This is a genomic window from Citrobacter sp. CtB7.12 (assembly GCF_001297795.1).
Taxonomy (GTDB): Bacteria; Pseudomonadota; Gammaproteobacteria; order Enterobacterales; family Enterobacteriaceae; genus Citrobacter_A; species Citrobacter_A amalonaticus.
Genome location: NZ_LIFT01000002.1, coordinates 99269 through 112227, shown reverse-complemented (window position 1 = coordinate 112227; position 12959 = coordinate 99269). Strand labels below are relative to the sequence as shown.

At 55.0% G+C, this 12959-nt stretch carries 12 protein-coding genes; 7 read left to right on the top strand and 5 right to left on the bottom strand.

Translation table 11 applies throughout. From position 1 onward, the window contains the following. Window positions 1–26 precede the first annotated feature (26 nt). Window positions 27–1391 carry an MFS transporter gene (locus AOY24_RS02175; protein WP_054176079.1) on the top strand — a complete coding sequence of 455 codons (1365 nt, stop codon included), beginning with the start codon at window positions 27–29 and terminating at the stop codon, window positions 1389–1391. 36 nt (window positions 1392–1427) lie between these two features. Here AOY24_RS02175 and AOY24_RS02170 read toward each other — a convergent pair whose 3' ends face one another. Then, the gene (locus AOY24_RS02170; RefSeq protein WP_043001587.1) at window positions 1428–1919 is read right to left on the bottom strand and encodes a YajQ family cyclic di-GMP-binding protein; all 492 of its coding nucleotides are present in this window, start codon (window positions 1917–1919) and stop codon (window positions 1428–1430) included. Window positions 1920–2032: 113 nt separating this feature from the next. Here AOY24_RS02170 and panE point away from each other — a divergent pair, with 113 nt between their 5' ends. Continuing rightward, entirely contained in the window at window positions 2033–2944 is a 912-nt protein-coding gene (gene panE / locus AOY24_RS02165) for a 2-dehydropantoate 2-reductase (protein ID WP_044258965.1), read from the top strand. Continuing rightward, a complete protein-coding gene (yajL, locus tag AOY24_RS02160; protein ID WP_044327295.1) occupies window positions 2907–3497 on the top strand; it encodes a protein deglycase YajL in 591 nt (196 codons plus the stop codon). Before panE ends, yajL begins: the two co-directional genes overlap by 38 nt. A 75-nt stretch (window positions 3498–3572) precedes the next feature. Here yajL and AOY24_RS02155 read toward each other — a convergent pair whose 3' ends face one another. The 3 genes from AOY24_RS02155 to AOY24_RS02145 are packed head-to-tail and all read right to left on the bottom strand — an operon-like array spanning window position 3573 to window position 7255. Further along, window positions 3573–4361, bottom strand: a complete 789-nt coding sequence (locus AOY24_RS02155) for a DmsC/YnfH family molybdoenzyme membrane anchor subunit (RefSeq protein WP_054176078.1) — start codon at window positions 4359–4361, stop codon at window positions 3573–3575. Window positions 4362–4371: 10 nt separating this feature from the next. Continuing rightward, window positions 4372–4917, bottom strand: coding sequence for a 4Fe-4S dicluster domain-containing protein (locus AOY24_RS02150; protein WP_044258969.1), 546 nt, complete (start codon window positions 4915–4917; stop codon window positions 4372–4374). Window positions 4918–4921: 4 nt separating this feature from the next. Next, entirely contained in the window at window positions 4922–7255 is a 2334-nt protein-coding gene (locus AOY24_RS02145; RefSeq protein WP_054176077.1) for a molybdopterin-dependent oxidoreductase, read from the bottom strand. Window positions 7256–7425: 170 nt separating this feature from the next. On the opposite strand from AOY24_RS02145, the gene AOY24_RS02140 reads away from it, so the two are divergent. Then, on the top strand, window positions 7426–8121 hold the full coding sequence (locus tag AOY24_RS02140; protein ID WP_044267669.1) for an IclR family transcriptional regulator: 696 nt from the start codon (window positions 7426–7428) through the stop codon (window positions 8119–8121). Between the two features lie 36 nt (window positions 8122–8157). Here the strand turns inward: AOY24_RS02140 and thiI are convergent, their stop codons facing one another. Next, window positions 8158–9606 carry a tRNA uracil 4-sulfurtransferase ThiI gene (gene thiI, locus AOY24_RS02135; RefSeq protein ID WP_043001593.1) on the bottom strand — a complete coding sequence of 483 codons (1449 nt, stop codon included), beginning with the start codon at window positions 9604–9606 and terminating at the stop codon, window positions 8158–8160. A 320-nt stretch (window positions 9607–9926) separates the two neighbouring features. Here thiI and xseB point away from each other — a divergent pair, with 320 nt between their 5' ends. The 3 genes from xseB to dxs are packed head-to-tail and all read left to right on the top strand — an operon-like array spanning window position 9927 to window position 12959. Next, window positions 9927–10169: an exodeoxyribonuclease VII small subunit gene (xseB, locus tag AOY24_RS02130; RefSeq protein WP_042324547.1), complete on the top strand. Its 243-nt coding sequence runs from the start codon at window positions 9927–9929 to the stop codon at window positions 10167–10169. Then, on the top strand, window positions 10170–11069 hold the full coding sequence (gene ispA / locus AOY24_RS02125) for a (2E,6E)-farnesyl diphosphate synthase (RefSeq protein WP_043001594.1): 900 nt from the start codon (window positions 10170–10172) through the stop codon (window positions 11067–11069). Window positions 11070–11096: 27 nt separating this feature from the next. After that, complete coding sequence (gene dxs / locus AOY24_RS02120) at window positions 11097–12959, top strand: 1-deoxy-D-xylulose-5-phosphate synthase (RefSeq protein WP_054176076.1); 1863 nt, start codon at window positions 11097–11099, stop codon at window positions 12957–12959.

The following is a 12959-nucleotide window of genomic DNA, read 5'->3' as shown; positions in this document are numbered from 1 at the left end:
GGCGCGAAATTGAGACAGAGGTGGGAATGAACGATTATAAAATGACGCCGGGTGAGTTGCGCGCCACCTGGGGTTTAGGGACCGTATTTTCGCTGCGCATGCTTGGCATGTTTATGGTCCTGCCGGTTCTGACCACATACGGTATGGCGCTACAGGGCGCCAGTGAAGCCTTGATTGGACTCGCCATCGGCATCTATGGTCTGGCGCAGGCTATTTTTCAGATCCCCTTCGGACTGCTTTCCGACCGTATCGGTCGTAAGCCGCTGATTGTCGGCGGGTTAGCGGTGTTTATTCTCGGCAGTATTATCGCCGCGCTGTCAGACTCCATCTGGGGCATTATTCTTGGCCGCGCGTTACAAGGTTCGGGCGCGATTGCCGCCGCGGTGATGGCGCTGCTGTCAGATTTAACCCGCGAGCAAAACCGCACGAAAGCGATGGCGTTTATTGGCGTAAGCTTTGGCATCACCTTCGCGATCGCCATGGTGCTTGGGCCAATCATCACCCACGCCCTGGGTCTCAACGCCCTCTTCTGGATGATCGCCGTCCTGGCGACGCTTGGGATCATCCTGACGCTGTGGGTGGTGCCAGACAGTGACAACCACGTGCTCAATCGCGAATCAGGAATGGTGAAAGGCAGCTTCAGCAAAGTGCTGGCGGAACCGAAACTGCTGAAACTCAACTTTGGCATCATGTGTCTGCACATTCTGCTGATGTCCACCTTCGTTGCTCTACCCGGCCAGTTGGCTGATGCCGGGCTACCCGCAGCGGAACACTGGAAAGTGTATCTGGTGACGATGCTGATTTCGTTTGGCTCGGTCGTCCCGTTTATTATCTACGCCGAAGTGAAGCGGCGGATGAAACGGGTGTTCCTGTTTTGCGTCGCGCTGATTGTGATTGCCGAGATTGTTCTCTGGGGCGCGGGCAGCCATTTCTGGGAACTGATTATCGGTGTGCAATTGTTCTTCCTCGCCTTCAATCTGATGGAAGCCCTCCTCCCTTCGCTCATCAGCAAAGAGTCTCCGGCGGGCTATAAAGGCACGGCGATGGGCGTGTATTCCACCAGCCAGTTCCTCGGCGTCGCGCTGGGCGGGTCACTGGGCGGTTGGGTCGATGGGATGTTTGACGGTCAGACGGTTTTCATTGCCGGAGCGTTTTTAGCCGTTGTCTGGCTTGCCGTCGCCAGCACCATGAAAGAGCCGCCGTATGTCAGCAGCCTGCGGGTGGTCATTCCACCGGAGATTGCAGCCGATGACGTGCTGAAGCAGCGTTTACTGGCAACAGAAGGCGTCAGTGAAGTGTTGATTGCACAGCAGGAACATTCCGCCTATGTGAAGATCGACAGCAAAGTGACCAACCGCTTTGAGGTTGAACAGGCCATCAGCCAGGCGTAAAAAAGAAAACGGTCCGGAAAGCCGGACCGTTAAAGATTAATCGCGGAAGTTTTTAAACTGGAACGGCTGTCCCAAATCGCCGCCGCGCACCAGCGCCATCACGGACTGGAGGTCATCGCGGGATTTCCCGGTCACGCGAATCTCTTCGCCCTGAATCTGCGCCTGCACCTTCAGCTTGCTGTCTTTAATCAGCTTAACGATCTTCTTCTGCACGGCGCTCTCGATGCCCTGCTTCAGCTTCGCTTCGACAAACCAGGTTTTCCCGCTGTGTACGAACTCTTCCGGTACATCAAGCGATGCCCCTTCAATGCCGCGCTTAAGCAACTTGGCACGCAGAATATCCAGCAACTGGTTGACCTGGAAATCGGATTCGCTCAGCACCTTGATGGTTTTATTGGCATCATTGAGCTCAATGGTCGCTTCAACGCCGCGAAAATCAAAACGTGACTCAACTTCCCGAATGGCGTTATCTACGCCGTTACGAGCTTCCTGAAGATCAACTTCAGACACAATATCGAAAGATGGCATCTTTTCCTCTCCCTTCATTTTTGATGCGAAGCATAATACCTGCAAAGTGACTCAACAGACAGCGCTATACTATGTTAGCAAACACCTGGTGCTGTTGCGGGTGAGGAGGAAGAATGAAAATTACCGTACTGGGATGCGGAGCCTTAGGACAGTTATGGCTTTCGGCGCTGTGCAAACAGGGACATGAAGTACAAGGTTGGCTGCGCGTTCCGCAGCCCTATTGCAGCGTGAATGTGATTGAGACGGACGGGTCGATATTTAACGAATCCCTGACGGCAAACGATCCGGAGTTTTTAGCCACCAGCGATTTGCTATTGGTGACGCTCAAAGCGTGGCAGGTCTCCGACGCGGTCAAAGCGCTGGCGTCAACGCTGTCGGAAATGACGCCCATTCTGTTGATCCATAACGGCATGGGAACGATTGAAGAATTGCACGCTATCCACCAACCCTTGCTGATGGGAACGACCACCCACGCTGCACGTCGCGATGGCAACGTCATTATCCACGTCGCGAACGGCACCACGCGTATCGGTCCGGCGCGCGAGCAGGATGGCGATTTCAGCTATCTTGCCGATTTGCTGCAATGTGTGCTGCCTGACGTCGCCTGGCATAATAATATTCGCGCCGAGATGTGGCGCAAGCTGGCGGTGAACTGTGTGATCAATCCCCTGACCGCGCTGTGGAACTGCCCGAATGGCGAACTGCGCAACCATCCTGAAGAGGTCAATCTGATCTGCCAGGAAGTCGCGGCGGTCATTGAGCGCGAAGGTCACCATACCTCGGTGGACGATTTACGCTATTATGTCGAGCAAGTTATTGACAGCACAGCAGAAAACATCTCGTCTATGCTGCAGGATATCCGGGCCATGCGTCATACCGAGATAGACTACATTACCGGCTATCTGTTGAAACGCGCCCGTGCCCACGGGATTGCGGTGCCGGAAAACAGCCGCCTGTTTGAGTTAGTAAAACGTAAGGAGAGTGAGTATGAGCGCATCGGCACTGGTATGCCTCGCCCCTGGTAGTGAAGAAACCGAAGCGGTTACCACTATCGACCTGCTGGTTCGGGGTGGAATCAACGTCACCACCGCGAGCGTCGCCAGCGACGGCAGTCTGACCATTGTCTGTTCACGCGGCGTAAAACTGCTGGCGGATGCGCCGCTGGTTGAAGTCGCCGACGGCGACTACGACATCATCGTCCTGCCGGGCGGCATTAAGGGCGCCGAGTGTTTTCGCGACAGCACGCTGCTGGTTGAAACCGTTAAACAGTTTCACCGTTCCGGACGGATTGTCGCCGCCATTTGCGCGGCAGCCGCTACCGTACTCGTTCCGCATGACATTTTTCCCATCGGCAATATGACCGGTTTCCCGGCGCTGAAAGATAAAATACCCGCAGAACAATGGCAGGATAAACGCGTGGTGTGGGATCCGCGGGTGAAATTACTGACCAGCCAGGCGCCGGGCACCTCTATCGATTTTGGCTTAAAGATTATCGACCTGCTGGTTGGGCGTGAGAAAGCCCACGAAGTGGCGTCACAACTGGTGATGGCGGCAGGCATTTATAATTACTACGAGTAAGATGACGCCACACATGTCAGTCTCCAGGCCGGATAAGACGCTTTAGCGTCGCCATCCGGCCTGGAGACCAATCATTCAAAACCAGGGCGCGGAACTCATGACATTGCTGTAAAACAGCATTCTACCGGCCAGTTCTCCCGTGATGATGAGTGCCACCCATAGCCAACTGCGCATCCCGCTGTTCAGACGTGATATTCCCCACACCGCGACGCACACGCTGGCGAACAGCTGCCACCAGAGCAGAGGGCTGGATGCATCGGCACCCGGAACCTGATAACGAAGGCCCAGTGCGCCTGCACTCAGTACAATGCCAGTCACAATCCCCGCATTACAGACCGTAGAAGGTGAAAGGTGCCAGTACGCTCTGGCAATGGCGACACTCATAAACCCCGTCAGCAACGCCGTTCCCAGGAAAGCGGCAGGCGTCGCAGCGTTGTGCCAGAGCGGGTGTAACGGCATCTGGTAATAGACCTGCGACGTCACCAGAATAGTGCCCAATCCCACCAGTGCCGTCACACCGCCCAGCAGCGTCACTCCGCGCGGCGCAGGCCTGAACCAGCACAGCAGTAGCCAGCAAAACATCACGCCATTGAGCACAATAAACGCGGCCACTTCCCGGCTGAGCCAGGAGCTCCCCAGTCCAGTCAGAGATCGGTAAGCACCTTCAGGCGCTCCCAGATGCGCCAGCGACGCACAGGACCCCAGCACGGTAATGATCCAGAACCGAAGCGCCAGCGTACGACACTGCATTGCGCTGAATTTCTGTGCGCTGAAAGCCTGGCATAGCGTCAGCGCCAGTACCCCGCCAGCCCCCCACTGAGCAAAGACGGTGAAGAAGACCAACGGCAATTCATACTGTTCCATGTTGTTCTCCTTAATCCCGCGGTGGAATAATGACAATATTAGGCTGGCTAATCGTGTGATCGGGCAGGTTGTAGCGTTTTTCCAGCACCGTCCATGGCGTCGTATGCTCCTTACGCAGCTCAGCGATCTCGCCAAAACGTAATACGCCTGCCGGACAGGATTCTACGCAGCGCGGCTGCAATCCTTCATCGAGACGTTCAGCACACAGATTGCACTTACTGGTTTTCCCTTCTGCGGGATCGTACACCGGCGCACTCCACGGACAGGCCATGATGCACATCCGGCAGCCAATGCAGCGATCGTGATCCTGCACGACAATGCCGTCGGCGCGTTTGCTGTACGTCCCCGCCGGGCAGACTTTCATGCATTGCGGGTCATCGCAGTGGTTGCACGACATACTGATGAAGGCTTGCGTATTGGGTTCATCCGTATGGCGTTCACGAACCCGACGCCAGAGAACGCCCATCGGCGTCATGTTTTCTGATTTGCAGGCCATGCTACAGGTTTTACAACCGTAGCAATTTTGCATATCAATAAGAAATCCATACTGTTTCATGCAATTAAGCCTCCCTTCTCACATCGACGAGCGTACTGTTGCAACAGTGTCCATTGCCCAACACTTCCACCTGATCGTTAGTCACATGGCTACTGCTTCCGCCCTGCTGCTCCCACCAGCCGTTATCCAGACTCACCACTCCGCGTTTGATATGGGTGGTCACGTCGGCAATCGCCCGATGCTGACCGCGGTGATTGAACACCACGACCCACTCTCCGGACTGAATCTTTCGCTGACGGGCATCTTCCGGGTGGATCATCACATTCGGGCGGTTACGCTGAACCTCCAGGATCCACTCATTCATCCCGTGGCTGGAGTGCACGCTGCGCGCCAGTTTGCGCTGCACCGCCATTAGCGGGTAGGTTTGAGCCAGTTCAGGCGATCCTTTAACCGATTCTTTCACCTGCTTCCAGGTCACCACCGGCAGGAAATCTTTCTTCGCCCACTCCTCAATGTACAGATGCGCTTTGCCGGTCGAGGTGAGGAACTGGCCGTCTTTAAACGGGATCCAGTCATCTTCGACGGGACATACCGGCCCCTTTTTCAGCATGTCGCGGGTAATGCCCGAGCCTTTCAGGCAGGTGTCGATATAGTGCTCAATAGGCTGGTTAAAAACCTCGCCAAAACCAAAGCGTTCAGCCAGCCGGGCAAAAATCCAGTAATCGGGTTTGGCTTCTCCCGGCGGCTCCACGGCCTTCTCCATCAGTTGCACATAGTGACTGCGCACGCCCGCCATAAGGCTGACATCCTCAAAAATGGTCGTGACGGGGAGCACCAGATCGGCGTACAGCGCAGACGAACTCATCAGATTGTCGGCTACTACCACAAACGGTACCTTTTTAAAGGCCTCTCTGACCTGGTTGGTGTTGGGTAACTGGGTCATCGCACCCAGCGTCATATTCCACCAGAACTTAATCGCATGCGGTTTTTCATTAACGACCCAGTCACCAATTTTAGGAATAGGAATGGCGGGAATTTTGGCCGCATTTGGCGCCGGAGGAACGATGGGCGAGAATTTTGCCATCTGTCTGACGCCACCCGCATCGCAGACCCCCGCCCCGGCTTTGCCGATATTGCCGGTGATCAACGCCAGATAGAACTGGCTGGCAGCGACGTAAGTCCCAAACTCGGTTCTCTGTGCCCCCGACATGTTCTGAACAATCATCGCCGGTTGCGTTGCAGCGTAATCTCGTGCCAGACGGAGCACCGTCTGCGCGGGCACGTCAGTCTCCACCTCCACTCTCTGTGCTGTCCAGGGTTTTGCCTGCGCCCAGACGTTATCCAGCACGGTGGTGAATTCACTGTTGGCAGGTAATTCCTCGCTGAGCAATGCGGGTATTACGCCGGGCGCATCATGGCGTTTCAGGGTCTGACTCTGGGTATCAAACACCAGATAGCTGTCCGCGTCATTTGGGTCGGCACGCATCAGTTGCTGCTGCGGATCCACCAGATAAACCGCACCGGTATGCGCGCGCAGGAAATCCGCGTCATAGCGTTTCTCCTGCATGATGATGTTAATCATCCCTAATGCCAGGGCGATATCCGTACCCGGCACGATCGGCACCCATTCGTCGGCTTTGGCCGCCGTTTCGTTAAATCGCGGATCGATCACCACCAACCGTGCGCCGTTTCTCTGCGCCTGTGAGTAGTTTTTAAAATAGGCATGCATGGTGACCGCCGTGTTATTCCCCCAACACAAAATGTAGCGGCTGTCTGCAATGGTATCGCGGGTATCGGCATAGCGCAGGCCAACCATCGGCATCATCGCCGCAGTGACCGCCGCGCAACAGAGCGACCCCGCGGTTTTGGTACTGCCACCAAGATAATCGAAAAAGGCTTTGGCCATATCGTTCTTGATGGAGTCCATGTTCCCGGAAGCGGCAGTGAGCAGTAACCCTTTATTGCCCTCAGTGGCAATGGTCTCCCGGATGTTCTTTTCAATGAGATCCAGCGCGGCGTCCCAGGTGATCGGTTTAAATTTCCCCTCGCCTTTTTCTCCTGTCCGCAACAATGGCTGCGTCAGCCGTAATGGGTGATAGACCCATTTGGTACGGCTAATTCCCCGTAAACAGCACTTCACATTGAAGCCTTTCGTCGCTTCAATTTTCATTAACCGGTCTTTCCAGACGTACGCCGTCAGGTTGCAGTGCAAACATTCCATCGCACAGGTCGAGCGGAACGCCTGGTATTCCGATTGCTTAAGACGAAATCGGGGTAAAGGCGCACCGTTAGCCTGACGTAGCGTCAGAAACGTCGGTGCTAATGAAGATAACCCCACCACACCGAACCCTTTTAACAGGGTTCTTCTTTTTAAGCGGATATTGCTCAATGCGTCCATGTTCTTGCCTCTAAAATAGTTCATTATTAGTTAACCCAGGTTCACCAGTGATTAACCTGACCCAGGTCAACATCTAACCATTTAGGCGTAGTACGTTTTTTAAATTGCGAAGGCAGTACTGATTTCAGCCGCGATGGTATACTCGCGAAGAATCAAAAAAGAGAACGCATATGGCTGAAACATCGCAAGGGGTCAATTCGGTTGATATCGCCGTCAATATTCTGGCGTTTGTTGCCAGTCAAAACGGCCAGACACGGGCCATCGATATCGCCACGGGATGCAATCTGTCGAAAAGTCGTTTACACAAGTATCTGGTCTCACTCTGTCGAACCGGTATGCTGGGGCAAAACGAAAAAGGACTTTACTGCCTGGGGTCAACCCTTCTTCAGATGGCGGGGAATCCAACAGCAGCACGCGATCCGGTGAGTGAACTCAATACGGCGCTGATCGCGTTTCGCGATACCTTTAACCACTCTACCGGCGTGGTGGTTGAGACGGACGGCGGATTAGTGCTGAAGCACTACAATCGCAGCTTCCGTAATGTAGATATCGATTTTCTACCCAACACGCCCGTTCCGCTTCACGCCAGTTCAGCGGGTCAGGTATTCATGAGTTATTCCACTTATCAGCCGCAAAACCAGGCGCAGGCACAACTGATTGAGCAGATACGCTCTCGGGGCTACGCGGTGCGTCACCATCCGACACAGGGGATCCCTGGCGCACAGTCGATTGCCTGTCCGCTACGGAATGAAAAGGGAGAGCTGGTGGCGATTGCCGTGACGATGGGGTTCTTCAGTGCAGACGACATGCCGCAGATTGCCGGACAATTAGTGAGAAGCGTCGAAGCGCTTCATCTGCAGGAGTAAGATTCCCCCGGCGCGGATGGCCGGGGAAAATCGCGATTACGGGCGATACACCTTCACATTCTCAAAGCCCTGTTCGCGCAGATACAGCGCCTGCAGACGACTCATCACGCCGCGCTCGCACCACAACAGCCAGGTTTTATTCTGGTCGAGATCGCCGAATTGAGTGCTCAGCTTGTAGAACGGCAGTGAAACCACATCGACACCTTCTACCTTCAGCGGCTTATCGTCCTGCTCGTCGATGGAGCGGATATCCAGAATCACGTCGTTCGGGCCAAAACCGCTGACGGTTTCAACTTCCACCACGTCCTGCTGGGTCTGCTGCGCGATGTCGCGAATATCGATATTACTGGCTTCTTCGACCACTTTGTCGAGGATGCTGAAGTCAAAGTTCTGTTCTTCCGCTTCAATCTTCGCCTTGATGGCTTTCACCGTTGGGCTTTTTGAAATCACGCCGCAGTATTCCGGCATGGTGCGGGCAAAATCTTCAGTCCCAATCTGGCGCGCCAGATTGATGATGTGCTCTTTATCGTAAGAGATCAGCGGACGCAGAATCAGCGTATCGGAGACGTTATCGATCAGACGCAGGTTGGTCAGCGTCTGGCTGGAGACCTGTCCCAGCGCTTCGCCAGTGACCAGTGCCTGCACGCCATAGCGCTCCGCCACTTTCGACGCCGCACGAACCATCATACGTTTCAGTACCACGCCCATCTGGCCGTCATCCACTTTCTCGAGGATCTCGCCGACCACCGGTTCAAAGTTGATGGCGACAAAACGCACGCGATGCGAACTGCCGAAGCGGTTCCACAGATAGTGCGCCACCTGACGAACGCCGATTTCATGGGCCGCGCCGCCGAGGTTAAAGAAACAGTAGTGAACGCGGCAGCCACGACGCATCAGCATATAGCTGGAAACGCCGGAGTCGAAGCCGCCGGAGATCAGCGACAGCACGTCTTCCTGGGTCCCGATCGGGAAACCGCCGATCCCTTCGTAACGGCCTTTGATCAGCAACAGACGATCATCTTCCACTTCCAGATGCACAGTAACGTCTGGATTGGTCAGCTTCACGCGCGCCGATTCAATATGCTGATTTAAACCGCCGCCTACGTAACGTTCCACGTCAATAGAGCTAAACTCGTGTTTACCGCGACGTTTAACGCGCACGCAGAAGGTTTTGCCTTCCAGTTGATCGCGGTACTGCACCAGCGCCTTCTCGAAAATATCGTGCATATCGGTAAACGGCACGTCTTCAACTTCGAGAATGTGGTGAATCCCCGGGATACGGGTCAGCGCGTCGCGGATCGCCAGACGCTGGTTTTCATCTTTCGCGCGAACTTCGATGTTATCCCAGTGACGGACCACGGCGAGGGTCTCATCATAGTGCTTTAAAACGTTACGAATGTTCCCGGTCAGCATTTTTATAAAGCGCAAACGCACAGATTGGCTTTTGATGGTGATTTCCGGGAACAATTTAATGATAAACTTCATGGCGGCAATGGTTCTTTAGCAAGCCAGTTACGGCTTGTCGTGGAGAAATAGTACAGCAACCCCGTTAAGCGGCTGCATCCAGGCGCGGAAGTATACCACTATCACGCGATTCCTGTGCACATTGCGCGTTATACCCTCAATAATTCAAGTTGCAGGCGGGCGGCAAAGGGGAATATCCCCTGGCGCTAAACACGTAAGCGGCTGGAGTGAGCGAATGCGGCCAACGTACATGCAGCCTGAAGTTGGGTGGGTAAATTTGATAATTGCTCTGAGTCCGTTACCATATCAGGGCTGAAAATACTGAGAGTCCGACATTTATTATGGCGAAGAAAAATGAGGCGCCGGTCAGCTTTGAAACGTCGCTGAACGAGCTGGAGCAAATTGTAACGCGTCTGGAAAGTGGCGATCTGCCGCTGGAAGAGGCGCTGAACGAATTCGAACGTGGCGTGCAGCTGGCACGTCAGGGTCAGGTGAAATTGCAACAGGCTGAACAGCGTGTGCAAATTCTGCTGTCTGACAATGAAGACGCATCCCCTACGCCTTTTACAGCGGATAACGAGTAAATGGATTTTTCGCAGCAGCTTCAGGCCTGCGTCGAGCAGGCCAACCAGGCGCTGAGCCGTTTTATTGCCCCACTGCCCTTTCAGAACACTCCCGTGGTCGAAACCATGCAGTATGGCGCATTATTAGGCGGTAAACGTCTGCGTCCGTTTCTGGTGTATGCCACCGGTCAGATGTTTGGTATCAGCCTGAACACGCTGGATGCCCCGGCAGCCGCCGTTGAGTGCATTCATGCTTACTCGCTGATCCATGACGATCTGCCCGCAATGGACGATGACGATCTGCGTCGCGGCCTGCCGACCTGTCACGTCAAGTTTGGCGAGGCCAATGCGATTCTGGCGGGTGATGCCCTGCAAACGCTGGCATTCTCGATTATCAGCGACGCCCCGATGCCGGAAGTTGCTGACCGCGATCGAATCGCAATGATTTCCGAGCTGGCGAGCGCCAGTGGCATCGCCGGAATGTGCGGTGGTCAGGCGCTGGATCTCGACGCCGAAGGTAAACAGGTGCCGCTGGAGGCGCTGGAGAAAATCCATCGTCATAAGACGGGCGCGTTGATTCGCGCCGCGGTTCGCCTGGGGGCGTTAAGTGCCGGAGAAAAAGGCAGAAATGCACTGCCAATACTCGACAAATACGCAGAAAGTATCGGTCTGGCGTTCCAGGTTCAGGATGACATTCTGGATGTGGTGGGCGATACTGCAACGTTGGGTAAACGTCAGGGCGCCGATCAGCAGCTTGGCAAAAGTACCTATCCTGCACTTCTGGGCCTTGAGCAAGCCCGGAATAAAGCCCGGGATTTAATCGCAGAGGCTCGCCAGTCGCTAAACCAACTGGCCGCACAGTCACTCGATACCTCGGCACTGGAAGCGCTAGCGGACTACATAATCCAGCGTAATAAATAAACACTCTGTCTTACTTAAAGGCCTCTGATGAGTTTTGATATCGCCAAATACCCTACCCTGGCACTGGTCGACTCCACCCAGGAGTTACGACTGCTACCAAAAGAGAGTCTGCCGAAACTCTGCGACGAACTGCGCCGCTATTTACTCGACAGCGTCAGCCGTTCCAGCGGACACTTCGCCTCCGGGCTGGGCACGGTCGAGCTGACTGTGGCGCTACACTATGTCTATAACACCCCGTTTGACCAGCTCATCTGGGACGTGGGTCATCAGGCTTATCCGCACAAGATTTTGACCGGTCGTCGCGATAAAATTGGCACTATCCGCCAGAAAGGTGGCCTGCACCCGTTCCCGTGGCGCGGTGAAAGTGAATACGACGTCCTGAGCGTGGGTCACTCCTCCACCTCGATCAGCGCAGGCATCGGTGTGGCGGTTGCTGCGGAAAAAGAGGGTAAAGATCGTCGTACCGTCTGCGTGATTGGCGACGGGGCGATTACCGCCGGGATGGCATTCGAGGCGATGAACCATGCGGGCGATATCAAACCCGACATGCTGGTCATCCTCAACGACAACGAAATGTCGATATCTGAGAACGTCGGCGCGCTGAACAATCACCTCGCGCAGTTGCTCTCCGGTAAACTTTACTCTTCCCTGCGCGAAGGCGGAAAAAAAGTATTCTCTGGCGTACCGCCGATTAAAGAACTGCTCAAACGCACCGAAGAACATATCAAAGGCATGGTCGTGCCCGGCACGCTGTTTGAAGAACTGGGCTTTAACTACATCGGCCCGGTCGACGGTCACGATGTCCTGGGACTTATCACCACGCTGAAAAACATGCGCGACCTGAAAGGTCCGCAGTTCCTGCATATCATGACCAAGAAAGGTCGGGGTTATGAGCCGGCGGAAAAAGACCCCATTACTTTCCACGCCGTACCGAAATTCGATCCGTCCAGCGGTTGTCTGCCGAAAAGCAGCGGCGGTCTGCCGAGCTATTCGAAAATCTTCGGCGACTGGTTGTGCGAAACGGCGGCCAAAGACAGTAAGCTGATGGCGATCACCCCAGCCATGCGCGAAGGATCCGGCATGGTCGAATTCTCGCGTAAATTCCCGGACCGCTACTTTGACGTGGCGATTGCCGAGCAGCACGCGGTGACCTTCGCTGCCGGACTGGCGATTGGCGGTTACAAGCCGGTTGTCGCTATCTACTCAACGTTCCTGCAACGCGCATACGATCAGGTGATTCATGATGTGGCGATCCAAAAGCTACCGGTCATGTTTGCGATTGATCGTGCGGGGATTGTCGGGGCTGACGGACAAACGCACCAGGGGGCGTTCGATCTCTCCTATCTGCGCTGCATCCCGGACATGGTCATCATGACCCCGAGCAATGAGAATGAATGCCGCCAGATGCTGTTTACCGGTTATCACTACAGCGATGGCCCAACGGCGGTGCGCTATCCACGCGGAAATGCCGTCGGCGTTGAGCTGACACCGCTGGAAAAACTACCGATCGGAAAAGGCGTGGTGAAGCGTCGCGGCGAAAAGCTGGCGATCCTCAACTTCGGTACGCTGATGCCAGATGCGGCGAAAGTCGCGGAATCCCTCAACGCCACACTGGTCGACATGCGCTTTGTGAAACCGCTGGATGATGCCCTGATCCTTGAAATGGCGGCGTGTCATGAGGTGCTGGTGACGCTGGAAGAAAACGCCATTATGGGCGGGGCCGGTAGCGGCGTGAACGAAGTGCTGATGGCGCACCGCAAACCGGTTCCTGTCCTGAATATTGGCCTGCCGGACTTCTTCATTCCGCAAGGAACTCAGGATGAAGCCCGTGCCGGGTTGGGTCTGGATGCCGCAGGCATTGAGGCGAAAATCAAGGCCTGGTTGGCATAA